This is a genomic window from Amycolatopsis sp. NPDC045836, from assembly GCF_056431745.1.
Window position 1 is genome coordinate 21106 of the sequence record NZ_JBWKKF010000019.1, and the last position, 25699, is coordinate 46804.

At 71.3% G+C, this 25699-nt stretch carries 26 protein-coding genes and 1 other RNA gene; 10 read left to right on the forward strand and 17 right to left on the reverse strand.

Going from position 1 to position 25699, the window contains the following annotated elements; all coding sequences use genetic code 11:
* Positions 1–4: 4 nt before the first annotated feature.
* The 6 genes from AC07EG_RS30755 to AC07EG_RS30780 all read right to left on the reverse strand — a co-directional run bounded on the left by AC07EG_RS30755 (position 5) and on the right by AC07EG_RS30780 (position 5427).
* Positions 5–934, reverse strand: a complete 930-nt coding sequence (locus tag AC07EG_RS30755; RefSeq protein WP_478256725.1) for an ABC transporter permease — start codon at positions 932–934, stop codon at positions 5–7.
* Entirely contained in the window at positions 931–1935 is a 1005-nt protein-coding gene (locus tag AC07EG_RS30760) for an ABC transporter permease (RefSeq protein ID WP_478256726.1), read from the reverse strand. The genes AC07EG_RS30755 and AC07EG_RS30760 overlap by 4 nt, the downstream gene beginning before the upstream one ends.
* A gap of 92 nt (positions 1936–2027) precedes the next feature.
* Positions 2028–3692: an ABC transporter substrate-binding protein gene (locus tag AC07EG_RS30765; protein WP_478256727.1), complete on the reverse strand. Its 1665-nt coding sequence runs from the start codon at positions 3690–3692 to the stop codon at positions 2028–2030.
* Positions 3693–3851: 159 nt separating this feature from the next.
* Positions 3852–4451, reverse strand: coding sequence for a uridine kinase family protein (locus AC07EG_RS30770; RefSeq protein ID WP_478256856.1), 600 nt, complete (start codon positions 4449–4451; stop codon positions 3852–3854).
* Positions 4451–5047 carry a recombination mediator RecR gene (gene recR, locus AC07EG_RS30775; RefSeq protein WP_478256728.1) on the reverse strand — a complete coding sequence of 199 codons (597 nt, stop codon included), beginning with the start codon at positions 5045–5047 and terminating at the stop codon, positions 4451–4453. Before recR ends, AC07EG_RS30770 begins: the two co-directional genes overlap by 1 nt.
* A gap of 11 nt (positions 5048–5058) precedes the next feature.
* Complete coding sequence (locus tag AC07EG_RS30780; protein ID WP_478256729.1) at positions 5059–5427, reverse strand: YbaB/EbfC family nucleoid-associated protein; 369 nt, start codon at positions 5425–5427, stop codon at positions 5059–5061.
* Positions 5428–5511: 84 nt separating this feature from the next.
* Between AC07EG_RS30780 and AC07EG_RS30785 the strand changes: the two genes are divergently transcribed.
* Positions 5512–6315 carry an N-acetylmuramoyl-L-alanine amidase gene (locus AC07EG_RS30785; RefSeq protein WP_478256730.1) on the forward strand — a complete coding sequence of 268 codons (804 nt, stop codon included), beginning with the start codon at positions 5512–5514 and terminating at the stop codon, positions 6313–6315.
* Here the strand turns inward: AC07EG_RS30785 and AC07EG_RS30790 are convergent.
* Positions 6300–6677 (reverse strand): winged helix-turn-helix transcriptional regulator, encoded by a 378-nt coding sequence (locus AC07EG_RS30790; protein ID WP_478256731.1) that lies wholly within the window; start codon positions 6675–6677, stop codon positions 6300–6302. The genes AC07EG_RS30785 and AC07EG_RS30790 overlap by 16 nt on opposite strands.
* A 49-nt stretch (positions 6678–6726) precedes the next feature.
* Between AC07EG_RS30790 and AC07EG_RS30795 the strand changes: the two genes are divergently transcribed.
* A complete protein-coding gene (locus AC07EG_RS30795) occupies positions 6727–7158 on the forward strand; it encodes a PPOX class F420-dependent oxidoreductase (protein ID WP_478256732.1) in 432 nt (143 codons plus the stop codon).
* Positions 7159–7440: 282 nt separating this feature from the next.
* Here AC07EG_RS30795 and AC07EG_RS30800 read toward each other — a convergent pair whose 3' ends face one another.
* The 5 genes from AC07EG_RS30800 to AC07EG_RS30820 all read right to left on the reverse strand — a co-directional run bounded on the left by AC07EG_RS30800 (position 7441) and on the right by AC07EG_RS30820 (position 13395).
* Positions 7441–9498, reverse strand: a complete 2058-nt coding sequence (locus AC07EG_RS30800; RefSeq protein WP_478256733.1) for a DNA polymerase III subunit gamma and tau — start codon at positions 9496–9498, stop codon at positions 7441–7443.
* A gap of 45 nt (positions 9499–9543) precedes the next feature.
* An RNA gene (ffs, locus tag AC07EG_RS30805) (signal recognition particle sRNA small type) lies at positions 9544–9640 on the reverse strand.
* 9 nt (positions 9641–9649) lie between these two features.
* Positions 9650–11188, reverse strand: a complete 1539-nt coding sequence (locus AC07EG_RS30810; protein ID WP_478256734.1) for an alkaline phosphatase D family protein — start codon at positions 11186–11188, stop codon at positions 9650–9652.
* A 76-nt stretch (positions 11189–11264) separates the two neighbouring features.
* Positions 11265–12713: a sensor histidine kinase gene (locus AC07EG_RS30815; protein WP_478256735.1), complete on the reverse strand. Its 1449-nt coding sequence runs from the start codon at positions 12711–12713 to the stop codon at positions 11265–11267.
* A complete protein-coding gene (locus tag AC07EG_RS30820) occupies positions 12691–13395 on the reverse strand; it encodes a response regulator transcription factor (RefSeq protein ID WP_478256736.1) in 705 nt (234 codons plus the stop codon). The genes AC07EG_RS30815 and AC07EG_RS30820 overlap by 23 nt, the downstream gene beginning before the upstream one ends.
* Before the next feature lie 88 nt (positions 13396–13483).
* On the opposite strand from AC07EG_RS30820, the gene AC07EG_RS30825 reads away from it, so the two are divergent.
* The 6 genes from AC07EG_RS30825 to AC07EG_RS30850 all read left to right on the forward strand — a co-directional run bounded on the left by AC07EG_RS30825 (position 13484) and on the right by AC07EG_RS30850 (position 18861).
* Positions 13484–14632, forward strand: a complete 1149-nt coding sequence (locus AC07EG_RS30825; RefSeq protein ID WP_478256737.1) for a sensor histidine kinase — start codon at positions 13484–13486, stop codon at positions 14630–14632.
* On the forward strand, positions 14629–15294 hold the full coding sequence (locus AC07EG_RS30830) for a response regulator (protein WP_478256738.1): 666 nt from the start codon (positions 14629–14631) through the stop codon (positions 15292–15294). Before AC07EG_RS30825 ends, AC07EG_RS30830 begins: the two co-directional genes overlap by 4 nt.
* A gap of 87 nt (positions 15295–15381) precedes the next feature.
* The gene (locus tag AC07EG_RS30835) at positions 15382–16785 is read left to right on the forward strand and encodes a hypothetical protein (RefSeq protein ID WP_478256739.1); all 1404 of its coding nucleotides are present in this window, start codon (positions 15382–15384) and stop codon (positions 16783–16785) included.
* Complete coding sequence (locus AC07EG_RS30840) at positions 16782–17189, forward strand: FixH family protein (RefSeq protein ID WP_478256740.1); 408 nt, start codon at positions 16782–16784, stop codon at positions 17187–17189. Before AC07EG_RS30835 ends, AC07EG_RS30840 begins: the two co-directional genes overlap by 4 nt.
* A gap of 11 nt (positions 17190–17200) precedes the next feature.
* Entirely contained in the window at positions 17201–18337 is a 1137-nt protein-coding gene (locus tag AC07EG_RS30845; RefSeq protein WP_478256741.1) for a hypothetical protein, read from the forward strand.
* Entirely contained in the window at positions 18337–18861 is a 525-nt protein-coding gene (locus tag AC07EG_RS30850) for a hypothetical protein (RefSeq protein WP_478256742.1), read from the forward strand. The genes AC07EG_RS30845 and AC07EG_RS30850 overlap by 1 nt, the downstream gene beginning before the upstream one ends.
* Positions 18862–18972: 111 nt before the next feature.
* Here AC07EG_RS30850 and AC07EG_RS30855 read toward each other — a convergent pair whose 3' ends face one another.
* The 3 genes from AC07EG_RS30855 to AC07EG_RS30865 form a co-directional block, all read right to left on the reverse strand.
* A complete protein-coding gene (locus AC07EG_RS30855) occupies positions 18973–19224 on the reverse strand; it encodes a DUF397 domain-containing protein (protein ID WP_478256743.1) in 252 nt (83 codons plus the stop codon).
* 408 nt (positions 19225–19632) lie between these two features.
* A complete protein-coding gene (locus AC07EG_RS30860; protein ID WP_478256744.1) occupies positions 19633–20484 on the reverse strand; it encodes an SAM-dependent methyltransferase in 852 nt (283 codons plus the stop codon).
* Between the two features lie 78 nt (positions 20485–20562).
* Positions 20563–21438, reverse strand: a complete 876-nt coding sequence (locus AC07EG_RS30865) for a helix-turn-helix domain-containing protein (protein WP_478256745.1) — start codon at positions 21436–21438, stop codon at positions 20563–20565.
* Positions 21439–21629: 191 nt separating this feature from the next.
* Between AC07EG_RS30865 and gndA the strand changes: the two genes are divergently transcribed.
* Positions 21630–23069 (forward strand): NADP-dependent phosphogluconate dehydrogenase, encoded by a 1440-nt coding sequence (gndA, locus tag AC07EG_RS30870; protein ID WP_478256746.1) that lies wholly within the window; start codon positions 21630–21632, stop codon positions 23067–23069.
* A 164-nt stretch (positions 23070–23233) separates the two neighbouring features.
* Here the strand turns inward: gndA and AC07EG_RS30875 are convergent, their stop codons facing one another.
* Positions 23234–24001 carry a S1 family peptidase gene (locus AC07EG_RS30875; RefSeq protein ID WP_478256747.1) on the reverse strand — a complete coding sequence of 256 codons (768 nt, stop codon included), beginning with the start codon at positions 23999–24001 and terminating at the stop codon, positions 23234–23236.
* A gap of 166 nt (positions 24002–24167) precedes the next feature.
* Between AC07EG_RS30875 and AC07EG_RS30880 the strand changes: the two genes are divergently transcribed.
* Positions 24168–24998, forward strand: coding sequence for a lysostaphin resistance A-like protein (locus AC07EG_RS30880; RefSeq protein WP_478256748.1), 831 nt, complete (start codon positions 24168–24170; stop codon positions 24996–24998).
* Here the strand turns inward: AC07EG_RS30880 and AC07EG_RS30885 are convergent.
* Positions 24946–25686: a Clp protease N-terminal domain-containing protein gene (locus AC07EG_RS30885; RefSeq protein WP_478256749.1), complete on the reverse strand. Its 741-nt coding sequence runs from the start codon at positions 25684–25686 to the stop codon at positions 24946–24948. The two genes, AC07EG_RS30880 and AC07EG_RS30885, sit on opposite strands and share 53 nt — an antisense overlap.
* Positions 25687–25699: the final 13 nt, after the last annotated feature.

Genomic DNA, 25699 nt, shown 5'->3' on the forward strand with positions numbered 1-25699 from the left:
CGTCTCACCGCCTGTTCTTCGGGTCGAGTGCCTCGCGCATGGACTCCCCGAGCAGGGTGAAGCCCAGCGCCACGATGATGATCGCGATGGCCGGGTAGAAGGCCAGTTCCGGGCGGATGTCCAGGAACTGCCTGGCCGCCTTGCCCAGCATCAGGCCCCATTCCGCGCGGGTGGGGTCCGGGTCGCCGAGGCCGAGGAACGACAGCGCCGCCGCCTCGATGATCGAGGTGGCCAGCGTCAGCGTGGCCTGCACGATCACCGGGCCCAGCGAGTTCGGCAGCATGTGCCGCAGCACGATGGTGTGCCGCTTGACGCCGAGCGAGGTGGCCGCCAGCACGTGGTCGCTGGAGCGTTGCGCGAGCATGGTGCCGCGCAGCAGCCTGGCGAAGATCGGCACGCTGACCATGGCGACCGCGATGATCACCGTCCACTGGCTCGGCTTCGCCGCCAGCGCGGCGATCGAGATGGCCAGCAGCAGGCTCGGGATGGACAGCATGACGTCCACCAGGCGCATCAGCACGGTGTCCACCCAGCCGCCGAACGCGCCCGCGATGCCCCCGATGACCATGCCGATGGCCAGGCCGATCAGCGTGGCCATCACCCCGACGAGCAGGGTCTGCTGCGCGCCGACGAGCATCCGGGAGAGCAGGTCGCGGCCGAAGTCGTCGACACCGAGCGGGAAGCCGGACCGCGGGCCGGGGATGATGCCCTGGCCCAGCGCCACTTCGCTCTGCAGGTAGCGCTCGTACGGGTCCTTCGGCGCCAGCAGCGGCGCGAACGCCGCCAGCAGCAGGAACAACCCGGTGATCACCGCACCGGTGATCGCCACCGGGTTGCGGGCCATCCGGCGGAACGCCTGCTGCATGAGGCTGTGCCCGGTGGCCGAGGCGAGGTCGTCGACCTTGTCCTTCTTGCGGGTCAGCAGGTTGGTCATCGCACACGCACCCTCGGGTCGATGATGCCGTAGGAGATGTCCACCAGCATGTTCACCAGCACGTAGACCACCGCGCCGAGCAGGATCAGCGCCTGCAGCCGCGGGTAGTCACGCCGTTCGATGCCCTCGGCCAGCAGCGAGCCGATGCCGTTGAGGTTGAACACCCGCTCGGTCAGCACGGCGCCGCCGAGCAGCAGCCCGGTCTGCAGGCCGATCGTGGTGGCCACCGGCAGCAGCGCGTTGCGCAGCACGTGGCGGCGGCGGATGGTCGGCGCGCCGAGCCCCTTGGACTGGGCGGTGCGGATGAAGTCCTCGTTCAGCACGTCCAGCACCGAGGCGCGGGTGATGCGCACGATCACCGCCAGCGGAATGGTGGCCAGCGCCGCCGCGGGCAGCACCAGGTGCACGATGGCGTCCCACGAGGCGTCCCACTCCTGGGTGAGCAGGCCGTCGAGCACGGCGAACCCGGTCACCTCGGTGGCGCCGATCAGGGTGTCCTGCCGCCCGCCGACCGGGAACAGGCCCAGTTGCTCGGCGAAGACGAACTGCAGCAGGTAACCGAGGAAGAACACCGGCACGGCGACCCCGACCAGGGTGGCCATGATCGTGGTGTTGTCCAGGAAGCCGCCGCGGAACCGGGCGGCGACGTAACCGAGCGGGACGCCGAGGCCGACCGCGAGCAGCAGCGCGGCCACGGACAGCTCGATGGTGGCCGGCAGGGCGAAGCCGATCTCGGTCAGCACCGGCTGGGTGGAGATCAGGGAGTTGCCGAAGTCCCCGGTCAGCACGCGGCCGAGGAACTTGAAGTACTGGATGAAGATCGGCTGGTCGAGGCCGAGGATCTGGTTCAGCTCGGCGATCTTCTCGGGGGTGGCCTTGTCGCCGAGCAGCGCGCCCGCTGGTCCACCGGGTAGTGCGCGGAGCCAGGCGAAAACAAGGATGGACAGGATCAATAGCGTCGGGATCGCTTGTAGCAGCCGACGCACGATGAATCGGAGCATGGGAGATCTTTCTGGGTAGCCCTGGTGGTGGCGGGCCAAGGGGCGGGACGCAGATTACGCGCCCCGCCCCTGGTCGGCTAATTCCCCTGGAACTAACCCAGGCTCACGGTGTTGAAGCGTTCGTCGGTGAGCGGGCTGGGCACCATGCCCTGCACCTTCGGCCCGACGACCAGCGCCGGGGTCGGGTAGGCGATCGGCACCGCGGGCAGGTACTCCATGATCTGCTTGTTCACGCCCTGGTAGGCCTGGGCGTGCGGGCCCTCGCCCTGGGTGGCGTCGGCGGTGGCCAGCGCCTGGAACAGCTGGTCGTTCTTGAACCCGAACTCCGGCTTCTCGCGGCCGAAGAAGGTCCCGACGAAGTTGCCGGCGTCGTTGTAGTCACCGGTCCAGCCCAGCAGGTGCAGGTCGTGCTTGCCGAGCTTCTGCACGTCGTCCTTGTAACCGCCGTTCCACGGCTTGGCGATCGGCTCGATGTTGACGCCGATGGCCTTGAGGTCCTCGGAGATCGCGGTGAAGGTGTCCGCCGGGTTCGGCATGTACGGCCGGGTGACCTCGGTCGGGTAGTAGAACTTCAGCGACAGGCCCTCGGCACCGGCTTCCTTGAGCAGCTGCTTGGCCTTCTCCGGGTCGTACGGGTACTTCGGCACGTCCTCGGTGTAACCGGCGATCGCCTTCGGCACGAACTGGGTGGCCACCTCGGAGCCCTCGGCCAGCTTGCTCTTGACGAACTGCTCGCGGTTGATGCCGTAGGCCAGCGCCTGACGCACCTTCACGTCGGCCAGCTTCGGGTTGCCCTTCTGGTTGATGCCCAGGTAGAGCACGTTGAACGAGGGGCGGATCAGCACGTTCTGGCCCTCGTTGCGCAGCAGCTGGTAGTCGGCGGGGGCCGGGTAGTCGAAGCCCTGGATGTCGCCGGACTTCAGCTGCTGCTTGCGGCCGTTCTCGTCCTTGATCACCTTGAAGATGAGCTTGTCGAGCTTGGCCTTTTCCCAGTGCGCTTCGTTGCGGACCAGGGTGATCTCGCCCTTGCCCTGGTCGTAGCCCTCGAACTTGAACGGACCGGTGCCGGTCGGGTGCAGGTTCGCGTAGTCGCTGTAGGAGAAGGAGTCGCCGGTCTGGGTGACCTGGTCGGCGTTGTACTTCTTCAGCGCCTCGGGGCTGGACATGGACAGCGACGGCAGGGTGAACGCCGCCGGGAACGCGCCCTTGGCCTTGTTCAGGTTGAGCACCGCGGTCGACTCGTCCCTGGCTTCGCAGTTCTTGTAGACCGGGTCGCCGGCGGCGTCGCCCTCGTTGGCCGCGAAGCCCTCGAACACGTCGCCGTAGTAGATCATCTGGCTCTGCGCCGCCTGGCCCTTCATGTTGAACCAGCGGTCGAAGTTGAAGCAGACGGCGGCGGCGTTGAACGGGGTGCCGTCGTGGAAGCTGACGTTCTTGCGCAGGCTGAACGTCCAGGTCTTGCCCTCGTTGCTGGACTCCCACTTCTCCGCCAGCGAGCCGACCACCTCGGCGGTGCCCGGCTTGTTCTGCAGCAGGGTGTCGTACATCTGCCGGGTGATCCGGAAGGTCTCGCCCTCGTCGTTGAAGATGGGATCGAACATCTTCGGGTTGCCGGCGGCTCCGAAGATGAACGTGCCCGTGTTGTCGCTCCCGGCGTCACGCTGGGATTCGGCACAGGCGGTCACAGAGAGCGCGAGCGCACCGGATAGCCCGATCAGGGCGATACGGCGCGTTCGAACGCCTCGCGATTGGAGCATGTTGGCACCCCTTGGACATGTTCAGATCGGACCGCCCGGTTATCGGACAGCCGGGCGGTGCATTGGTGTGGTGGCCGACACTAGCCGGTTATCGGGCGCTCACTTAAGCACTGGAGGTTACGATCGCGCTACGTGAGTGACACCGTCGGCGCACAACGCTCACGAATGGTGACTGTGCGTGGCGAATTTCGGCGCCACTGGTACGAACGGACGCACCGCGTTGGACTCGATGCGCACCGTTGCGGCGTCCGCGGTGCGGTCGGCGAGGAACCAGCCGAGTTCGAAGTCCTGCCAGTCACGCAGGTGCTTTCGCTCGCTTTCCCCGTCACGCGAGACCGCGCGTTCCAGGCGGGTGGCCTGGTCCAGACCATCGAGCCAGGCCAGGCACGTCAAGTGAGCGCGCACCGAGGCCCGACCGGCGGAAACGCCCTCCAGCACCAGCACCTCGGGAACACGCACAGTGATCAGCTCACCCGGCACGGGCGTGCCGGAGGTCCAGTCCATCCGGCGATAGGCACCGCGGTGGCCGCGGGCGAGCGGGCGGAGCACCCCGTCGCGAAGGCGTGGCCACCAGGACACCGGATCGTCCCAGGTGGCGAACTCGTCGGTGCCGATGCCGAGCGCGTCGACCCCGCGCTCGGCGAATTCGGCGAGCAGGGTGCCCGCCAGCGTGGTCTTGCCCGATCCGGACGGCCCGTCCACGGCGACCAGCCGGACCCCGCCGAGCGCGGGCCCGCCCGCGAGCACCCGCTCGGCGATCACAGGGCGCGGCGTCCCGAAAGCGCGCGCCCCAGGGTCAGTTCGTCGGCGAACTCCAGGTCGCCGCCCATCGGCAGGCCCGAGGCCAGCCGGGTGACCGACAGGCCGGGGAAGTCGCGCAGCATCCGGACCAGGTAGGTCGCGGTGGCCTCGCCCTCGGTGTTCGGGTCGGTGGCGATGATGACCTCCTTGACCTCCTCCCCGCCGATGCGGGCCAGCAGCTCACGGATGCGCAGCTGGTCGGGGCCGATGCCGGAGAGCGGGTCGAGCGAACCGCCGAGCACGTGGTAGCGGCCCTTGAACTCGCGGGTGCGCTCCACCGCGAGCACGTCCTTGGGCTCCTCGACCACGCAGATCAGCGACAGGTCGCGGCGGGTGTCCCGGCAGATGCGGCAGTTCGCCTGCTCGGAGACGTTGCCGCAGATCTCGCAGAACTGCACGCCCTCCTTGACCTTGCCGAGGACCTCCTGCAGCCTGCCGATGTCCACCGGGTCCGCGCCGAGCAGGTGGAAGGCGATGCGCTGGGCGCTCTTCGGCCCGACCCCGGGCAGCCGCCCGAGCTCGTCGATGAGGTCCTGGACCACACCCTCGTACAAGGTGGGCTGCCCTACTGACCGGGCAGGCCCGGCAGGCCGAGGCCGCCGAGGTCCGGCATGCCGCCGCCACCGAGGCCACCGGCGAGCGGGCCGAGCTTCTCCTCGGTGAGCTTCTGCGCGTTGGCCGTGGCGTCGCGGACCGCGGCCACCACCAGGTCGGCCAGGGTTTCGGTGTCCTCGGGGTCGACCACCTTCGGGTCGATGGTCAGGCTCTTCAGCTCGAGCCCGCCGCTGACCACCGCGGTCACCAGTCCGCCGCCCGAGGTGCCGGTGACCTCGGCCTTGGCCAGTTCGTCCTGCGCGCTGACCAGTTGCTCCTGCATCTTCTGCGCCTGCTGCAGGATCTGCTGCATGTCGAAGCCGCCGCCGGGTTGCACCATTCTTCGCTTCCGATCGCTAGCTCGGGTGGGGGAGTACGCCTACCTCCAGCCTAGCCGGGGCCGCCGGTGTGACACGGTGTCGGTGTGATTCGACGGACGCTGGCCGTGGTCGCGGTGGTGCTGGCAGGTGGTTGCGCGGCGGAAACACCCACACCCGCGCGGGTCCCCGTGACGGTGCCCGCTCCGGTGGCGCCGTCGGCTCCGGCGGTGACCCCCACCACGGCCGTGCCCCCGGTTCAAGCGCCGGTGGTGGTGCTCGACCCCGGGCACAACGGCGGCAACGCGGCGAACCCCGCGGCGATCAACAAGCCGGTGCCCGCCGGGCGCGGGCGCACGAAGCCCTGCAACACCACCGGAACCGCCACGAACGACGGTTACCCCGAGCACGCGTTCACCTTCGACGTGGCGCAGCGAACCGGGAAACTGCTGTCGGAGAAGGGAATCCGGGTGGTGTTCACCCGGGACGACGACACCTCGGTCGGGCCGTGCGTGGACGAGCGCGCGGAGATCGGGAATTCGGCGCGGGCGGCGGCGGTGGTTTCCATCCACGCCGACGGCAACACCTCCCCCGGCGCCGGCGGTTTCCACATCGCCCATTCGTCGCCGCCGTTGAACGACGCGCAGGGCGAGCCCGCGGCGAAGCTGACCCGGTCGTTGCGGGACGGGTTGCGGGACAACGGTTTCCGCTACTCCGACTACCTCGGCGAAGAAGGGCTTTCACCACGCGGTGACCTGGCGGGGCTGAACCTGTCCGAACGCCCGGCGGCCTTGGTCGAATGCGGGAACATGCGCAACGCCGCCGAAGCCGCCCGGATGTCCACTCCGGACGGACGGCAGCAGTACGCGACGGCCATCGCCGGCGGCATCCTGGCCTACCTCGGCGGCTGAGCGTCGAACCGCTCCTGCGCGTCGGCCACCGCCTCGCCGCAGCTTTCCGCCCACCTGGTCAGCACGGCGATCGGGGCCACCAGCGTGCCGCCGAGTTCGGTGAGCCGGTACTCCACGCGGGGCGGCACCTCGGCGAACACCTGCCGCTCGACCAGCCCGTGCCGTTCGAGACGGCGCAGGGTCTGGGTGAGCATCTTCTTGGAGATGCCGCCGATCAGCCCGATCAGCTCGCCGTGGCGGCGCGGCCCGCGGCTGAGCGCGAAGACGACCACCACCGCCCACTTGTCGGCGATGATCTCCACGGCCAGGCGGGCCGGGCAGTCGGCGAGGAAAACATCGGCTCCACCAGAGAAGTCACCCACGGTTCCCAGGGTACCGATTGGTGCCCGTCGGCTGCCTAACCTCGGGCCCATGAAACTCCCCGAAAGCACGCACCGGTTGTTCCAATCCACGCACCACGCCACCGTGGTCACCACCAATCCCGACGGCACCCCGCAGACGTCGCTGGTCTGGGTGGACCGGGACGGCGACGAACTGCTGATCGGCATGGAGGGCGGTCGCCCGAAGGCCAGGAACCTGCGGCGGGACCCGCGGGTCACGCTGCTCATCGAAGACCACGAGAACGACGAGGTGCGCGGGTTGCGGCAGTACCTGCTGCTGCACGGCACCGCGGTGGTCACCGGCCCCGGCATCCCGGACCAGTTCGACGCGCTGATGGACGCGCAGGCACGGCGTTACCTGGGGTTGCCGCAGTACCCGTTCGAGAACCGCAGCTCGGAAACCGCGGTGGTGGTACGGATCACGCCGGAGAAGATCGGCGGCAACGGCCCCTGGGCGAGCTGATCCCGACTGCCGCGAGAATCAACGGCGACGGCCCCTGGCGCATTGGTCGAGGGGCCGGGCGCCCAGGCACGACGCCAGCTCGGACTGCCGATGCTCGTTCGAAGATCGCTCCTCGGGGACCACCGTGATGCCCCCGAGAAGATCAGCGGCAACGGCCCCTGGGCGAGTTGATCGAGAGGGGTGACCAGGCACGGCGCCACCTCGGGCGGCCGCAGTCCTCCTTCGGCACGGGACTCCCCTTCGAAATCGCGGCTCGGAAGCCGCCGTGGTGGGCAGGCCCGGTTAATCGAGGGGGCGGGCGCCCAGGTGCTCGGAGAGCAGGCGGTGCGCCTTTTCCTCGGCCTCGTCGGCGGCCGGGGTGGGGGGCGGCGGAGGTGGCGGGACCGTGCCGCTGGGGGGCGGCGGGGTGGTCGCCGCGTCGAGGTATTCCTCCTCGTCCTCCGGCTCGGGCGGGAGGGGGATGTCCGGCTCGGTCGTGGTGACCTTCGGCTTCGGTGGCTCCGGCGGTGGCGGCGGCGCCGCGGGGCGGCCCTCCGACGGACGGCGGAACCGCTGCTGCGGCTTCTCCTCGGTCGCCTGCTGGGCGTTGTGCTGCTGCTGGGGCGCCTGCCGCTGCGACGGGGCGGCGGCCTGCGGTTTCGCGTTGCCGTGCACGCAGGTCACCCGCCACTCGCCGCCGAGCACCTCGCGCAGGGCGTTGGCGATCTTCTCCGCGTTGTGCGGCTCGGCGAGGCGGCGGGCCAGCGGCTCGGCGGTGTGCGTGAGCACCACGGACGAGCCGTCGACGCTCTGCACCCCGGCCTGGGTCAGCATCGCCTCGGTGCTCCGGCCACCGGGGATCTTGCGGATCGCGGCCAGCAGCTCCGGCCACACCCGCCGCACGGCCGCGGCGTCCATCGCCCCGGCCACCGGCGCCTCCGGCACGGTGGCCGGTGGCGGCGGCGCGGTCACCGGCGGCGGCGGAGCCACCGGAGCGGGCGGGGCCGGCTGCTCACGCTGCACGGGGGGCGGGACGGGTGGTGCGGCCTCGGTTTCGGGCGCACCCGCCCCACCGGTGACGGGCTGGCGCCGGGAGGGGCGCTGGAAGCGCTCGGCTCCACCCGAAGCTCCTCCCGAAGGCGAGACAGCCGAGACAGCCGGGACAGCCGGAGGAGCAGCGGCACCACCCTCGACAGGAGCAACGGTGGCTCGCCGTTCCAGCCGTTCCAGGCGCTGCAGCAACGCGGCCTCGCCGTCGGCGGCGGAGGGCAGGAGCATCCGCGCGCACAGCAGCTCCAGCAGCAACCGCGGCGCCGTGGCACCCCGCATCTCCAGCAGCCCGTTGTGCACGATCTCCGCATACCGGGACAGCGTGGCCAACCCCGCCCGTTCGGCCTGCGCGACCATCCGGGCCAGCTCGTCCTCCGGCGCCGAGACCAGGCCGCGGGTGGCCGCGTCCGGGACCGAGCGCAGGATGACCAGGTCCCGCAGGCGGTCCAGCAGGTCGGTGGCGAACCGGCGCGGGTCGTGCCCGGCCTCGGTGAGCCGCTCGACGGTGCCGAACACGGCCGTCGAATCGTCCGCCGCCAGGCCCTCGACCATGTCGTCGATCAACGCGACGTCGGTGACGCCGAGCAGCGAGACGGCGCGCTCGTAGGTCACGCCCTCCGGCCCGGCCCCGGCCAGCAGCTGGTCCAGCACGGACTGGGTGTCCCGCGCGGAACCGCCACCGGCCCGGATGACCAGCGGGTACACCGCGGGTTCCACCGGCACGCCTTCGGCCGCGACGTTGCGCTCCAGCAGGTCCCGCATGGCGCTCGGCGGGATGAGCCGGAACGGGTAGTGGTGCGTGCGCGAGCGGATGGTGGTGAGCACCTTGTCCGGCTCGGTGGTGGCGAAGATGAAGATCAGGTGTTCCGGCGGCTCTTCGACGATCTTCAGCAGGGCGTTGAAGCCCTGCGTGGTGACCATGTGCGCCTCGTCGATGATGAACACCCGGTAGCGCGACTCGGCCGGTGCGTAGAAGGCGCGGTCACGCAGCTCGCGGGCGTCCTCGACACCACCGTGGCTGGCCGCGTCGAGTTCGGTGACGTCGATGCTGCCGCTGCCCTCCGGCGCGAGCGCGCGGCACGAACCGCACTCACCGCACGGGTCGGGCGTGGGGCCCTGCTCGCAGTTCAGCGACCGGGCCATGATGCGGGCGCTGGAGGTCTTGCCGCAGCCGCGCGGCCCGGAGAACAGGTACGCGTGGTTGACCCGGCCGGCCGCGAGCGCGGTGCGCAACGGCTCGGTGACGTGCTCCTGACCCACCACCTCGGCGAAGGTCGCCGGGCGGTACTTGCGGTACAGCGCTAATGCCACGGCGGAAGCCTACCGGCCCCCACCGACACCGCAGCGCGCCCCAGAAACAAAGGGGACCCCCGCACCCGTCAGAGCCTGCTTATCCTTGCTGCCTTCCGGCCCTGGGGAGGTTCACAGGATGGACGCCGCGGGGGTCCGCCGCCCAGTGTACCTACCGATCACGCCGGTACTGGGCCGGGGAGGTCCGAGTGCCCCGATCCTCGTGCGAACCGGCCTTCCCGCGGTCGACGTGGAACGTGGTCAGCGTGCTGACCGGCGAGTTCGGGTCACGCCGGTCGCCGATCACCCGCAGGTGCGTGGACCACCGGTGCGGGGTGACCTCGTAGACGTCGTAGCCGTACCGGTTGCCTTCGAAGTACTTCAGGTGCGGGTTGGCCGCGCCCATCACCGGGCCGTTCTGCTGGTTCCACTCCGGTGAGTACGCGCCGGAGGAGACCGAGTGCGCGGTGAACTCGGTGCCGATCACCGGCGCGTCCGGGTCGTCGAAGTCCGGCCGGATGTCGTCGACGAAGGCGGAGTGCCAGTCGCCGGTGATCACCACGAGGTCCTCCAGGCCGGTGTCGTGCACGTGGGTCAGCACCTCCTTGCGCTCGGCGAGGAAGCCGTCCCACTGGTCGGTGAAGTAGTACCCGCCGCCGGGCTTGGCGAGCTGGCTCAGCATGATCGAGTTGACCCAGCAGTGCCACGCGTCCCCGGCGGTGCTGACCCGGTCCTTCAGCCACGCCTTCTGCTCGGCGCCGAGGATCGTGCCGTCCGGCAGGTTCTGCGCCGACCGGTACTGCCGCAGGTCCAGGATCGACAGGTCGAGCAGGTCGCCCCAGGAGCGCTGCCGGTAGACCCGCGGGGTGGCCGGGTGGTCCGGCCGGACCGGCAGGTGCTCGAACCACGCCTGGTACCCGGCGTCGCGGCGGCGGCGCAGGGACGGGGTGGTGCCGCTGTAGTCGTTGACGACTTCATGGTCGTCCCAGGTGATGAACCAGGGGTGGGCGGCGTGCGCGGCGCGCAGCGACGGGTCGCCCTTGTACAGCGCGTGCCTGCGGCGGTAGGCGGGCAGCGTGGTGACCGCCGGGCCCTCGTGGTCGCGCACGTGGTCGCCGCCGACCTGCCCGTGCTCGTAGATGTAGTCCCCGAGGTGCACCACGAAGTCGAGTTCCTCGCGCGCGATGCCCCGGTGGGCGGCGTAGAAGCCGTCGTGGAACGCCTGGCAGTTCGCCGAGGCGAACCGCACGCGGCGCACGTGCCCGCCGGGGGCGGTGCGGGTCCGCCCGGTCCGGCTGGTCCTGCCCAGCGCGCGGAACCGGTAGTAGTACCGCCGCGCGGGTTCGAGGCCGGTGACCGCGATGTGCACGCTGTGCCCGAGCGCGGCGGTGGCGGGTGCGCTGCCGTGCGCCACCCGGTTCCGGAACGCGGGGTCGGTGGCCACCACCCAGTCGACCTCGACGGTGTCCGGCAGCGGTTGCTCCTCGGCCAGCGGCTGCGGCGCGAGCCTGGTCCACAACACCACGCTCTCGGGCAGCGGATCACCCGACCCGACGCCGACGGTGAACGGCGCTTCGTCCCAGCTGGCCCCGAGCGCGAAGGCGGCCTCCTCCGCCTGCGCGAGCGTCAGCCCGCCGCTCAGTGGCCAAGCCACTCCCAGTGCGCCGGCGGCGGCGGCCCCGCGCAACAGTTCCCGACGGTTCAGCGGCATGGTCAAAGCTCCTCGGTTCGGCTCCCGACACCGAACCCGGCCTACCTGACGCGCAGCCCACCCACAGGTGAACCGTTCATGGAGACGGGAGAACAACGGTGAATTCGGTGCTTCCCGGCTCGCTCCGCACCGACACCCGGCCGTGGTGCGCGGCCACCACGGCCGCCACGATGGCCAGCCCAAGCCCGGTGCTGCCCGCCTCCCGCGACCGCGACGTGTCCCCGCGGGCGAACCGCTCGAACACCTCCGGCAGCACGTCGCCGGGGATGCCCGGCCCGTCGTCGGCCACCACCAGCCGCACTTCCTCGTCCTCAGTGGACAGTGAAGTCCGGACGGTGGTGCCCGGCGGGGTGTGCGCGCGGGCGTTGCCCAGCAGGTTCAGCACCACCTGCTGCAGTTGCCCGGCCTCGCCGACCACGCCGATCGGCTCGGGTGGCAGGTCCAGCAGCCAGCGGTGGTCCGGACCGGCCACGTGCGCGTCGGCCACCGCGTCGGCGACCAGGCCGGACAGCTCCACCGGCTCGTGCCGCACCGGCCGCCCCTCGTCCAGCCGCGCCAGCAGCAGCAGTTCCTCGACCAGGGTGGTCATCCGGGTGGACTCCGATTCGACCCGGCCCATCGCGTAGACGAAGTCCGGTGGCAGCTCGGCGGTGCCGCGCCGGGTCAGCTCGGCGTACCCGCGGATCGACGCGAGCGGGGTGCGCAGCTCGTGGCTGGCGTCGGCGACGAACTGGCGCACCCGGCTTTCGCTGCGCTGCCGGGCGGCCAGTGCCGCGGAGACGTGGTCGAGCATCCGGTTCAGCGCTGCGCCGACCTTGCCCACCTCGGTCCGGGTGTCGGTGTCCACTTCGGACACCCGCATCGGCAGCGCCGGTTCGCCCCGGTCCAGCTGGAGCCCGGCCACCTGCGCGGCGGTACCGGCGACCCGGTCCAGCGGGCGCAGCGTGCGGCGCACGGTCAGCGCGGCCACCCCGGCCGCGAGCACCAGGCCGGCCAGCGCGACCCCGCCGAAGATCCAGCCGAGCCGCCACAGCGTGTCGTTCACCTCGATCAGCGAGAGCGCCCGGAAGGTGATCGCGCCGTCGGGCGTGGCGGTCGCCTGCATCCGGTATTCGCCGAGGTCACCGATGGTGATGGTGACCGGACGGCGGGGCGTGGTCAGCCCGGTGAAGGTCGCCGCGTCCGCCTCGCTGAGGTCGGTGAACCCACCGGGGACCAGGATCTTGGCTTCCACCACCTGCCCGTCGTACACCCGGCCGTAGACCATGTCCTCGGGCGAGCCGAGCGGCGGGGACAGCTCCACGTGCAACACCACCCCCGGCGGCACGGCCCCCGGTGGCGGCCGCCGGTTGTCGAGCGTGGTCAGCTGGCTGTCCACCCGTTCCAGCAGGAAGTCCCGCAGGGCGAATTCGGTGACCACGCCGATCACCAGGCAGACCACCGCGAGCAGGGCCAGCACCTGCGCCAGCAGCTGCCGCCGCAGGGACCACGGCCGCCGCAGTTCAGCTCGCAGGCTTGAGGACATAGCCCGCACCCCGCATGGTGTGGATCATCGGCGAGCGGTCCGCGTCGATCTTCTTGCGCAGGTAGGAGATGTACAGCTCGACGATGTTGGCCTGGCCGCCGAAGTCGTAGCTCCACACCCGGTCGAGGATCTGCGCCTTGCTCAGCACCCGCTTCGGGTTGCGCATCAGGTACCGCAGCAGCTCGAACTCGGTGGCGGTGAGCGTGATCGGGGTGCCGTCCCGGTGCACCTCGCGGGTGTCCTCGTCCATGGTCAGGTCGCCGACGGAGAGCAGCGAGCCGGTCGCCGAGGTGACCACCCGCGCGCGCCGCAGCAGCGCCCGCAGCCGCAGGGCGACCTCCTCCAGGCTGAACGGCTTGGTCACGTAGTCGTCACCACCGGCGGTGAGCCCGGCGATCCGGTCCTCGACGGCGTCCTTGGCGGTCAGGAACAACACCGGCAGGTGCTCGAACTCCGCCCGCAGCCGCCGGATCACCTCCAGGCCGCTGAAGTCGGGCAGCATCACGTCGAGCACCACCGCGTCCGGGCGGAACTCGCGCGCGACGCGCACCGCCGTGGTGCCGTCGCCCGCCGAACGGATCTCCCAGCCCTCCATGCGCAACGCCATGGACAACAACTCCGCCAGCGGCGGCTCGTCGTCGACGACGAGCACGCGCACCGCGCGGCCAGGGGAACCGGTCATACCCAGCAGTGTCGGTCCCCCGGGTAGGCCCCGCCTGTGGAACGGCTGTGCGTCACCTGTGAAAGGGGGGTTGTGCCAAGCTCGGCTGGTGCGGGACATCACCGGGGCGCTGGCGCGGCAGGCGTGGCTGATCGCGGTCGTCTGCATGGTCTCCGACGTCAGCATCGCGGTGCTGGTCGGGCCGCCGCTGACGCACTGGCAGACCTGGGTCATCCTGCTCGCCACCACCGCCGCCGACCTCGCGCTGGCCGGGCCCGCGCGGTGGTCCGCCCTGGTCGCGCTGGGCCACGCGGCGCTGTACCCGCTCACCCCGCTGCTGCTCGACGAACTGCCGGGGGCCGAAGCCTCCAACACCGCGGGCATGCTGATCGCCGGGTACCGCGCCGGGGCCTGGCTGGCCACCTTCCCCGCCCTGTTCGCCCTGCTGGTGCTGCTCGCCGGTTCGGCCGCCGGTGAACTGCTGGAGGCCAACCGCGCCGGGCACGACTGGCGGTTGCTCGGCGCGATCCTGCTGGCCAACACCCTGCTCCCCTGGCTGGTCGGGCGCTACACCACCGAACGCCGGGCCCGGATCGCCGAGCTGGAGCGACGCGAGGAGGCCGCCGTCCGGCGGGCGGTCGCCGAGGAACGCAGTTCGGTGGCCCGCGACCTGCACGACGTCATCTCCCACCACGTCAGCGCGATCGGCATGCACGCCGGAGCGGCCCGGCTCGGCCTCGCCGAAGGCGGGGAAACGCCGGTGCACCGGTCGCTGTCCGCGGTGGAGACGGCCAGCCGGGCGGCCATGGCGGATCTGCGGCGCATGCTCGACCTGCTGCACGGCGCGCAGACCGCGGTCCGCCAGCCGGGCGTGGGCAACCTGGAGGAACTGCTGGAGGGCACCCGGGCCGCCGGGCTGCCCGCGCGGCTGCACACCCGGGGCGTGCCGGGCGAGCTGCCGGGGTCGGTCGACGTCGCGGTGTACCGGGTGGCGCAGGAGGGCCTGACCAACGCGCTGCGCCACGGCGCGGGCGGCCCGGTGGACGTGGAGCTGTGCTACCGAACCGAGGAGATCACCTTGAGCGTGACCAACCCGATCACGCCCGGCCCGGTGCCGCCGGGCGGCGAAGGCACCCACCGCGGGCTGGCCGGGCTGCGCCAGCGGGTGGCGTTGTTCGGCGGGCGGTTCTCCAGCGGCCCGTCGGGCGACGGCCGGACCTGGTGCACCTCGGCGACCTTCCCGCTGGAGCGCGCGTGAGCACCCGCGTGCTGCTCGCCGACGACCACGCCATGTTCCGCTCCGGGATGCGCGCGGTGCTGGACACCCAGCCGGACCTGGAGTGCGTCGGTGAGGCGTCCGACGGCCGGGCGGCGGTCGCCGAGGTGGCCCGCCTGCGGCCCGACGTCGCCGTGCTCGACGTGCGCATGCCCAAGCTGGACGGCCTGGCCGCCACCGAGGCCATCCTCGGCACGCCCGGCTGCGTGACGAAGGTGCTCGTGCTGACCACCTACGACCACGACGACTACGTCTACCGCGCGCTGCGGGCCGGGGCGAGCGGTTTCCTGCTGAAGAACCTGCCGCCGGAGGAACTGGTTTCGGCGATGCGCGTGGTCGCCCGCGGTGACGCGCTGATCGATCCGTCGGTCACCAAGCGGCTGGTCTCCCGGTTCACCACCAGCATCGAACCGCCGTCGGGCCCGGCCGGACTGGACCGGCTCACCTCCCGCGAGCGCGAGGTGCTGCTGCTCATCGCGGACGCCCGCAGCAACGCCGAAATCGCCGAGGAACTGCACGTCGGGGACGAAACGGTGAAAACGCACGTTTCCCGCATCCTGGCCAAGCTCGGCCTGCGCGACCGCGTGCACGCGGTGGTCTACGCCTACCGGCACGGTCTGGTCAGGGCCGCTCCCCGGGACTGAACCCGGGGTGGTCCCCCGTGCTGGGGACGCCGGAATCCCCCGCCGCTGTGACGCGTCGCACCCGGTCGGCTGCCTAGGTTCGTCGGGGTGAAGGGGTGGAGCGCGGGGGCGCTGGCGGTGGTGCTGGCCCTGCTGCTGGTACCGGGGCGGGCCGCGGCCGACGGCGGGCCGATCGGGGAAGACGTGCACGTGGCGCAGACGCTGGGCGAGCGCGAGCTGACCGTGGTGCTCCGGCGGGTGACCGAGGTGCCGGGACCGCTGAGCGTGGACGTGATCACGCACGCGGGTACGGCCGCGGGCACGCTGGAGCTGTCCGCGGTGTGGGCCGGGCGCGCGTCCGCGAGCACGCGGGTGGACCTGGGCGCGGTGCCGGGCACGTACAGCGGCACGCTCACCGTCGGCCAGGCCGGCCCGTGGGAACTCGCGATCGGTGACGGCACGCAGGTCGCGCGCATTCCGTTCGTGGTGCCCGCGCAGGTGCCCGCGCCGTGGGAGAAGGCGGCGTACGGCGGTTTTGTCGCGGCGGGCGCGTTGCTGCTGATCGCGTTGTTCGCCGCGGTGCGGGCGCGGCGGTCGTGGCCGGTGCTGGTGCCGGCGGCCGGGGTCGTCGCCGCCCTGGCGGTGGCGATCACCGCGGCACTGCTGTCCTCCAGCATCCCGCCACCCGCCGAGGACGTGCTGGACCCGACCGCCGATTCGGTCAACGACCCGTACGCGCTGCCGCCGTCCACAGTGGACCCCGCCCGGCCGCCGCTGAACCTCGCGGTGTCCGGTACCCCCGCCGGGTTCACGCTGCGGCTGACCGACGGCGCCACCGGCCGCCCCGCCGACGACCTCGTGGTGCACCACCACGCCTTGGTGCACCTGGTGGCCGTCGGCCCGTCCGGGCGGATGTGGCACCTGCACCCGGTGCGCACCGCGCCCGGGACGTACACCGCGCGGTTCGACGGCGGCGAAGGCGGCCGGTACGCGCTGTCCGCCGAAGTCGCCAGGCGGGGCGGCGGCACCCAGTTGCTCCGATCCACTTTGGACAGCGAAGGGAACGGTGCCCCCGCTCCGGCCCCACCGGGCTTCGGCACGCAGGCCGTCGGCGGGGTGCCGGTCACGGTGAGCGCTGGTGAGGTCCGCGCGAACGCGGCCACCACGATGACCGCCAGGTTCGGCGACACCGGCACGCTCCAGCCGTGGCTGGGCATGACCGGGCACCTGGTGGTGGTCGGCCCGCTGCCGGACGGCGTCCCCGTCGGCACCGCCGCGGCGACCGCACCGACCTGGGCGCACGTGCACTCGATGACCGGGTTGCCGGTGCTGTCCGGGCGCTCGGCCGCCGGGCAGCCCGACGAGACGGTCGCCGCGTACGGTCCCGAGGTCCGGTTCACCTACACCTTCCCGGCACCCGGCAGGTACCGCCTGTGGTTCCAGGGCATGCGGGACTCCGCCGTGCTGACCGCGCCCGTCCAGCTCGACGTGCCCGGGGGAGGCAGGCCGTGAACAAGCCCGTCGCGCTGGGGATCGCCGGGGCCGCGCTGGTCGCCGTGCTGGCCTGGCTGCTGTGGCCGTCCGGCGGCGACGGCGTCACCACCGTGCAGGCCACCGGTGCGCGGAACACCGTGAGCCTGCGGGTCGCCGAACCGAAAACCGGGTTGAACGCCTTCGACGTGGAGGTCACCGATCCGCTCGGGCACCCGGTCGAGGGCCTGGAGGTGACCGTGGAACCGGTGATGGCGCAGATGGGCCACGCACTGGAACCGGTACCGGCCGCGGCACGGGGGCCGGGGCGGTACCACGCCGCGGAAGCGCTGCTGCCGATGTCCGGGCAGTGGGAGATCACCGTGCGCCTGCGCGACGGCTCGGGTGCCGAGGAACTGGTCTTCCCCCTGCTCGTGGGGAACTGAGGGAGGAAACGATGGATTTCACGGCTCCGCTCACCGGTTCGGTGGCGGCCGCCGGGACCGGGACCGCGTCGAGGGCCTGGTTACCGGCGTCCGGCCTGCTGGCGGGCACGCTGATCACCCTGGTCGGGCTGACCTGGGACGTGGAGTGGCACGAAGACGTCGGCCCGGACACCTTCTTCACCCTGCCGCACCTGTTCCTCTACACCGGCAGCGCGATCGCCGGGCTGATCAGCCTGGTGGTGGTGCTGGCCACCACGGCGGCGCAGCGGGCCGGGCGGCCGGTGGACGAGGCGGTCGGCGGCCGGGCGGTCGGGGTGTTCGGCCGCACCTTCGCCGCCCCGGCCGGTTACCTGGTCGCGGGCACCGGCGGGGCGTTGTTCCTGCTGTACGGCCTGTGGGACCTGTGGTGGCACAGCCTGTACGGGTTCGACGCGGTGATCGACTCGCCCCCGCACATCGGGCTGCTGCTCTCGGTGATGGTCACCATGGTCGGCACGGTGATGGTGTTCGCCGCCGCCCGCGACCACCGCTGGGGGGTGTTCGGCACGCTGGCCGGGGTCGCGGTGCTGCTCTCGTTCAGCTCGGTCACCGTGCTCGGGTTGTCCGAAGTGGACACCGAGGTCAGCGCGGTGACCACCGGCATGACCTTCCTGTCGGTGATGCTGGTGGTGCTGGCCCGCGGGTTCCTCGGCGGGCCGGGCGGGGCGCTCGGGGCGGCCGTGCTGCTCAGCGCCTGGCAGGCGTTCTCGTGGTGGTTCTCGCCGTGGGCCGCGCACGCCTACGCCTCGGCGGTCGGGCTGCCGCTGCGGGACAACGTCGACGACCTGGCTTCGATGCCGTCGCTGATGCCGGTGTGCCTGGTCGGGGCGGCGTTGCTGGCGGAGCTGGTGGTCTGGGCGAGCAGCCGGGGCGGCACGCCGCGGCGCTGGGCGGGTGCGCTCGCCGGGGCGGTCGCGGGCTTCGTCGTCGCGGGCGCGCAGCCGTTCCAGGACAGCTGGCTCTACGACCTCGGGGTGCCCGGCGCCGGGCACGTCCTGGCCACCGCCGGGGTGGGCGCCGGGTTCGGCCTGCTCGGCGGCTTCCTCGGCTGGCGCTTCGGCGGAATGCTGCGGCTGCTGGCTCCCCGGCGCGACAAGGAGGACGTGTGATGCGCAAACTGCTCGCGCTGCTGGCCGCGGCCGGCCTGCTGGTCGCGTCGGCACCACTGGCCTCGGCCTACGAGCCGGTCAACACCGTGCACACCGAACGGGTGCAGGTGGGGCCGTACGGGCTGACCGTCGGCTTCAGCACCTGGCCGCTCAGGGCCATGCAGTCGCTGGACTTCACCTTCATCCCGGACGGCGGCATCGCGGACAAGTCCGGGGTGTTCGCCACCACCGATCCGGAGACCGGCAGGCAGGGCCGGGAGAACCCGCTGACCAGGCACCCGCGCAAGCTGGACGTGTGGGGCCTGGACATCAGGGCGCTGGACAGCGAGGGGGACTGGAAGTTCCGGTTCGTCATCGACGGCCCGGCCGGGCGCGGCGAGGGTGAGCTGAGCAGGCTGCCGGTGCTCGAGCAGCCGGGGCCGCCGATGGCGCTGAGCTGGTCGATCAGCGTGCTGCCGCTGCTCGGCCTGATCGGTTTCCTCGGCTTCGCCTGGCGCCGCACCCGGGCCCGCCTGGCGAACTGAGGCACCGCCGGGAGGGCGCTTTCACCGGAGCGTGAAATGCGCTGACCAGATCTGTGAATTGGCGCACCCTCTTCCACGGGCTGAGAATGCGGGCCTCTCCCGGCGGATTTTTCACCGCAGATCGAACTGACCTGCCTTCACCGCGGTCACGAAGGCGTTCCACTCACCGGCGTCGAAAACGAACACCGGACTTTCGGCGAGCTTGGTGTCGCGCACCCCGACCAGGCCGGGAACGCCCAGGTTGACCTCCACGCAGTTGCCCCCGTTGGGCTCGCTGGCGAAGGACTTCTCCCAGGCCGAAGCCTCGAACCGCGCCACGGCCGTGCCCGGGTCGTAATCGGTGACCCGGGGATAATCCGCCATCTGACCTACCTCCATGCATGTATCAGGGTCGCCCCACTCCCGGCCCAGGTGAACCCGAGGCTGGCAACCCTCCGTGAGAAAACCGCCCGGCGGGTGGGGCCACCCGGGTGATCACCCGGCGATCGCTCGACAGCAAGATTAATCTAGGAGTAGGATTATTCCTAGCGGGATGGGGGGCACGGTCAGGATATCGCCGCGTCGCGGTGACCACCGCGAGACATCGACGGCGGCGGCCGGACCGGCCACGAGATCCTCACCGGGGAGGACACAGGGGTGCACTTCGATCGAACGGACAACATCGACCACATCGACGACATCCGGGCTCGGAACGGGGGGAGCTGACCGATGACCGTGCGACTGATGGCACCGGCCGAGCGCGACGACCGCGCCCTCGGCGACGAGCGGGAGTCAGCCCTTCCTGGCGACTCCGCCGAGCATGAAGGACGCTGGCGGATTTTCCGCGACCTCGGCGGTAGCCTCGGATTCCGCCTCGTCAAGACGCCACTGCGGAAGCCAGACCACCCCCGGGTCCACCATCGTGAAGTCACCGAACAACGCGGTGAACTCGGCCCGCGTGCGGAGGGTGACGGGAGTGCTGGACTGCTTGTACTGCTCGTGGACGGACTGGAGCTGGACCAGATGCTCGGGCGGCACCCCGTCGGTCGTACCGTGTGACATGATCAGCAGGGAGCCGGGCGGCAGCAGTTCGCGGTAGCGCGCCACGGCCTCCTCCCCGCCCTGTTCGGGCGAGACGAAGTGCAGCACCGCCACCATCAGCAGGCCGATCGGCTTCGCCGGGTCGAGCACCCCGGTTCCGAACGCCCGGCTCCACACGCGGTCCACGTCGCGCAGGTCGGCGTTGACGATGGCGTGCCTGCCCGGGTCGCCGTTCTCCTCCAGCAGGATTTCGCTGTGCGCCACGGCCACCGGCTCGTTGTCCACGTAGACGCAGCGGGAGTCCGGGTCCAGCCGGTCGGCCACCTGGTGCACGTTGCCCACCGTCGGCACGCCGGAACCGAGGTCGAGGAACTGGGTGACGCCGGCGCGCACGGCGTAGGTCACCGCGCGGCCGAGGAACTCCCGGTTCACCATCGCGTTGAGCCTGCCGTGCGGCACCGCCTTGAGCGCCTTCTCGCCGAACTCGCGGTCGATGGCCCAGTTCGCGGTGCCGCCGAGGAACCAGTCGTAGATGCGGGCCGCGTTCGGCCGCTCCAGGTCGATGCCCTGCGGCGCGAAGGCCGGCTCGTCGTTCTCGGTCATCAAGCGGCTACCCCCTGTGCGGTCACCGGCCCAGATTACTCCCACCCGCCGCCCTCGACGGAGCGCTTCGCGCCGTGCCTAGTCCTGGGCCCCCGTGTCCTTGGCCAGCTGCGCCCGGTAGTGCTCGGCCAGTTCCTTGAAGAACTGCCGGGTGTCCTGGTGCTCCAGCGCCGCCCCGCGCAGCCGGTCCCAGGAGTCGACGAACAGCTGGAAGTCCTTGACGTCGTCCAGGTACAGCCCGCCCGCGGAATGCTCGATGTAGACGAAATCCCTGGTGCGGTCGGGAAAGCGCATGATGGTGAAGTCGTTGGGCACCGAGGCGAGCCTGGCGTCGAACGGCAGCACGTGCAGGTAGACGCGGGCGCGCTTCTCCAGTTCCAGCAGGTGCTCGACCTGGTCCAGCATCACGCCCGGCGAATGCCCGCCGGGAGCGCGGCGCAACGCGGCCTCGCTCAGGATGAACCGGTAGTACGGCGGCTGCTGCTGGTCGAACACGGCCTTGCGGTCGAGCCGGTTGCGCACCAGCGAGGTGACGTCGGTGGCGCCCGCCTCGGTGAACTGCTTGAGCATGTAGTGCTCGGACTGCAGCGGGCCGGGGATGCGCTCGCCGTGCCAGGTGAGGATCTCCGCGGCGGCCGGTTCGAGGTCGGTGAAGGTGCGGAACCAGTGCGGCACCACCGAGCGGTAGCCGGACCAGTGCCCGCGCTGCCCGGCCGCGGCGCGCGCCAGGTTCATCAGGGTCTCGGCCTCGTCGCCGACGATGCCGAAGGCGTCCAGCATCGCGCGCACGTCACCGAGCTTGACCCCGACCGCGCCCGACTCGATCTTGTTGACCTTGCCCTGGGTGCAGCCGAGCACGTCGGCGACGGCCTGTTGCGTCATCCGGGCCGCGTTGCGGGCGTGACGCAGCTCGTTGCCGAGCTGCTTGCGGCGGGAGGTGATGGTGCTCGCCATCAACAACCCCCAGACCGACCGGCCAGTACCACGGGACCCCTAAAGACGTTTCGTATTAATCGTCGATGACGCTCCGACATTACCCTCTCACGCAGCGGAAATCGACCGGTCCGGCCAGGCCGGTCCGGCGACTCGCCCGTAACCGGAGTACGCGGCTAATCTGCGGGCAGGATCGATACGGAAGGCAGCACATGACCAAGAAGGCGAGCATCGGGGTCACCGGGCTGGCGGTGATGGGCCGCAACCTGGCCCGGAACCTGGCCCGGCACGGGCACACGGTGGCCCTGCACAACCGCTCCGAGCAGCGCACGCGGGACCTGGTGGAGCAGTTCGGCGGGGAGGGCGAGTTCATCCCGGCGTACTCGGCGCAGGAGTTCGTCGACTCGCTGGAGCGCCCGCGCCAGGTGGTGATCATGGTGAAGGCGGGTGCCCCGACCGACGCGGTGATCGAGGAGTTCGCGCCGCTGCTGGAAAAGGGCGACGTGATCGTCGACGCCGGCAACGCGCACTTCGCCGACACGCGCCGCCGTGAAGCCGAACTCCGCGAGCGCGGGCTGCACTTCGTCGGCACCGGTGTCTCCGGTGGTGAAGAGGGCGCGCTGCACGGCCCGAGCATCATGCCGGGCGGCTCGCCGGAATCGTACGAATCGCTGGGTCCGCTGCTGGAGGACATCTCCGCCAAGGTCGACGGCACGCCGTGCTGCGCGCACATCGGGCCGGACGGTGCCGGGCACTTCGTGAAGATGGTGCACAACGGCATCGAGTACGCCGACATGCAGCTGATCGCCGAGTCGTTCGACCTGCTGCGCGGCGCCGCCGGGTACGAGCCGGCGCAGATCGCCGAGGTCTTCCGCACCTGGAACACCGGGCGGCTGGACTCCTACCTGATCGAAATCACCGCGCAGGTGCTCGCGCACACCGACGGCGCGACCGGCAAGCCGTTCGTGGACGTGGTCGCCGACCAGGCCGAGCAGAAGGGCACCGGCCGCTGGACCGTGCAGATCGGCCTCGACCTCGGGGTGCCGATCAGCGGGATCGCCGAGGCCACCTTCGCGCGTTCGCTCTCGGGTCACGCGGGCCTGCGCGCTGCCGCCAGGGGTCTCGCGGGCCCGTCGCGGACGAAGCTGACCGGCTCGGAGGCCGAGCGCTTCGCCGACGACGTGGAGCAGGCGCTGTACGCGTCCAAAGTGGTCGCCTACGCGCAGGGCTTCAACCAGATCCAGGCCGGGAGCGCGGAGTACGGCTGGAACATCGATCTGGGGCAGATCGCCACCATCTGGCGGGACGGCTGCATCATCCGCGCCAAGTTCCTCGACGACATCCGGGGCGCCTACGCCGCCGAAACCGAGCTGCCGACGCTGCTCACCGCGGGCCAGTTCCGCAAGGCGGTCGAGGACGCCCAGGACTCCTGGCGCTCCGTGGTCTCCACCGCCACGCGGCTGGGCATCCCGGTCCCGGGCTTCGCCACCTCCCTGGCCTACTACGACGCCCTGCGCGCGGAACGCCTCCCGGCCGCCCTGATCCAGGGCCAGCGCGACTACTTCGGCGCGCACACCTACCGCCGCGTGGACCGCGAAGGCTCCTTCCACACCGAATGGGCCACCGACGACCGCCCGGAAAAGCCCGCCTGACGAGGACGGCCGCGCCACTCCGGGAGAGCGGCCCGGGGCCCCCAACCGGCGCGGCCGCCCCGGTCCACCGCCAAAAACGGCTCAGCCCCCGAGGCCAAAGCATCCTTCCCGCCTTGACCTCGGGGGCTGAGCCGTAGTCACACCGAAAAAACCGGGGCGAACCATCACCCCACGTGCTGCGAGATCCAATCCCCATACGCCGGAGCCGAGGTGTAGATGGACGGCCCGGTCGCACACGTCGGGTCGCCGTTACCGGTCCGGCTCGTCACCCCGATCAGCTCCCACTCGCCACCCGCCTCGACGACCTGCGGGCCACCCGAGTCGCCGTAGCAGGCGCCCGCGTTCCCGCCGGGGTTGTCGGTGCACAGCTCGACGCTGCCGTCGATGCCGGTGCACTGGTCGGCGCCGACCACCTGGGTGTCCAGCTGCTGCAGCTGCACCGGCGCCCCGCAACCACCGCGCTCCGGGCAGGTCTGGCCCCACCCGAGCAGGCGGGTCTTGGTGCCCGCGTCGGTGGTGGTGCCCAGGGAGACCGGCGCCGAAGTGGCCGGGGCGGACAGCTTCACCAGCGCGATGTCCCCACCCGCGCCGACGCCGTTGTAGTCCGGGTGCACGACGACCTCGGCGGCCTGCGCTTGTTCACCCCCGGAGGTGCGGTCGTTGCTGCCGATCCGCGCGCTGATCGAGTCGGCCGACGAGCCCTGGACGCAGTGCGCCGCGGTGAGCACCCACTCCGGGGAGATCAGCGAGCCACCGCAGAAGTGGTTCCCGCCCTCCTGCAGCGAGACCATCCACGAGTACTCCCGGTCGGCGTCGTTCCCGCCGACGATGAACGGGCTGACGTCGGCACCGGCGGGCGCCGCACCGGCGACCGCCGCCACCGCGGCGCCCACGCCGGTGAGCAGGCCCACGACCAGAGCACGTACCTTCATCCGCATCTCCTTCTCCCGGCCCCCTGGCCTCCCCGGGGGATGAAACGCAGCGTAAACACTGTTGGTAAATCATTAACACCCTTCGAAAGTTCCAACTCACTCCACCGCGTGAACGAAGGAACCTTGCGTAAGCGCCGGAGATCCACTAGCGGCTAGATTGACCCGAGTGAGCTACCACCTCCAGACCCGCGGCCCGGCCTACCGCTGGTGGCGGCCGCTGCTCGGCGCGGCGGTGCTCGTCGCGGTCGGCTTCGCTTGCCTGGCCGTGTTTTCCACCTTCGCCGCGCTGGTCGACAGCACCGATCAGCGGTGGGAGCTGGTGGTCAGCTTCGGCGCGATCGCGGTCACCCTGCCCGCCGCCTTCGCCGCCGCCCGGTTCGGCGAACGGCGCCCGCCCGGCACGGTGTCCAGTGTGGACGGTCGACTGCGCCGGCGGTGGCTGGCCGAGTGCACCGGCTGGGCCACGGCCGCGTTCACCGCCTCGGCCGCGGTCGACCTGCTGTCCGGCGCCGGCTGGTCCGGCGAGGACTGGCCCGGCCTGCCGTCCTACCTGTCCATCGTGGCGCTCACCCTGCTGCTGGTGCCGTTCCAGGCCGCCGCCGAGGAGTACGTGTTCCGCGGCTGGCTGCTGCAGGCGTTCGGCGCCTGGCTGCGCACCCCCTGGCCGGGCGCGGTGCTCGGCTCGGCGGCTTTCGTGGCCACGCACGGCTACACGTCCGCGCCGATCCTGGCCGAACTGTTCGTCTTCGCGATGATCCTGTGCTGGGTCACCGTGCGCACCGGTGGCCTGGAGGCGGCGATCGGGCTGCACGCGGTGAACAACATCGCCACCATGGTGCTGGCGGGCGGGGCCCCGATTCCCGACCAGAGCACGGTGACCGCGACCTGGGGTGACGCGGTCCTCATCGCGGCACCGTCGGTCCTCTACGCCTGGCTGGTCGACCTCAGGTTCCGGAGGCGGGCCGCTCGGCCAGGACCCGTGCCAGCGCCTGACTGACCTCGGTCTCCACCTTCTCCTTGGTGATACCCGCTTCGGTGAGCACCTCGAACGCCCGCCCCTCGCCGGATTCCAGCAGGCTGAACAGGAAGTGCTCCGCGCCGACGTAGTTGTGCCCGAGCCGCAACGCTTCCCGCGAGGTCAGTTCGAACAGCTTGCGGCCGCGGGCGCTGATCGTGGCCTGTTCCGGCACGCTTTCCGCGGCGGGCTCGAAGGAAGCCACCAACTGCTCGCGCAGCCGTTCGGGCGAGCCCCCCAGCGCCACCACGGTCCGGGTGGCCAGGTTCGCCGGGTCGCCGAGCAACGCGACCAGCAGGTGCTCCGGTTCGATCCGGGCGTTCCCGGCGGCCAGCGCGATCTGCTGGGAGCCGACCACGGCCTGCCGCGCGCGATCGGTGTAGCGGGCGAACGACTGCATCACCTCGGCCAGCGACTGGCCGTCGTTCTCCTTGGGCACGAAGCGCTTCTGCACGGCCTGCTTGCTCACGCCCATGCTGCGCCCGATGTCGGTCCAGGACGCGCCGGAGCGCCGCGCCTGGTCGACGAAGTGGCCGATCAGGTGGTCGGCCACCTCCCCGAGGTGGTCGGCGGCGAGCACCGCCTGCGACAGGTGCTGCAGCGGGTCGGCCTCGGGGGCCTGGTTCTTGATGTACTCGATCATCGTGTCGAGCTTGACGGGGTTGTCCATGCGTCAACCATAA

Bases quoted from the DNA above. Each gene is read 5' to 3' on its own strand.
- AC07EG_RS30855 (WP_478256743.1), bottom strand. From the start codon at position 19,224: ATGGCGGATTATCCCCGGGTCACCGATTACGACCCGGGCACGGCCGTG.
- AC07EG_RS30795 (WP_478256732.1), top strand. From the start codon at position 6,727: ATGAAACTCCCCGAAAGCACGCACCGGTTGTTCCAATCCACGCACCAC.
- AC07EG_RS30860 (WP_478256744.1), bottom strand. From the start codon at position 20,484: ATGACCGAGAACGACGAGCCGGCCTTCGCGCCGCAGGGCATCGACCTG.
- AC07EG_RS30755 (WP_478256725.1), bottom strand. From the start codon at position 934: ATGACCAACCTGCTGACCCGCAAGAAGGACAAGGTCGACGACCTCGCC.
- AC07EG_RS30810 (WP_478256734.1), bottom strand. From the start codon at position 11,188: ATGCCGCTGAACCGTCGGGAACTGTTGCGCGGGGCCGCCGCCGCCGGC.
- AC07EG_RS30815 (WP_478256735.1), bottom strand. From the start codon at position 12,713: ATGTCCTCAAGCCTGCGAGCTGAACTGCGGCGGCCGTGGTCCCTGCGG.
- AC07EG_RS30780 (WP_478256729.1), bottom strand. From the start codon at position 5,427: ATGGTGCAACCCGGCGGCGGCTTCGACATGCAGCAGATCCTGCAGCAG.
- AC07EG_RS30850 (WP_478256742.1), top strand. From the start codon at position 18,337: ATGCGCAAACTGCTCGCGCTGCTGGCCGCGGCCGGCCTGCTGGTCGCG.
- gndA (WP_478256746.1), top strand. From the start codon at position 21,630: ATGACCAAGAAGGCGAGCATCGGGGTCACCGGGCTGGCGGTGATGGGC.
- AC07EG_RS30820 (WP_478256736.1), bottom strand. From the start codon at position 13,395: ATGACCGGTTCCCCTGGCCGCGCGGTGCGCGTGCTCGTCGTCGACGAC.
- AC07EG_RS30760 (WP_478256726.1), bottom strand. From the start codon at position 1,935: ATGCTCCGATTCATCGTGCGTCGGCTGCTACAAGCGATCCCGACGCTA.
- AC07EG_RS30845 (WP_478256741.1), top strand. From the start codon at position 17,201: ATGGATTTCACGGCTCCGCTCACCGGTTCGGTGGCGGCCGCCGGGACC.
- AC07EG_RS30885 (WP_478256749.1), bottom strand. From the start codon at position 25,686: ATGGACAACCCCGTCAAGCTCGACACGATGATCGAGTACATCAAGAAC.
- AC07EG_RS30875 (WP_478256747.1), bottom strand. From the start codon at position 24,001: ATGAAGGTACGTGCTCTGGTCGTGGGCCTGCTCACCGGCGTGGGCGCC.
- AC07EG_RS30765 (WP_478256727.1), bottom strand. From the start codon at position 3,692: ATGCTCCAATCGCGAGGCGTTCGAACGCGCCGTATCGCCCTGATCGGG.
- AC07EG_RS30865 (WP_478256745.1), bottom strand. From the start codon at position 21,438: ATGGCGAGCACCATCACCTCCCGCCGCAAGCAGCTCGGCAACGAGCTG.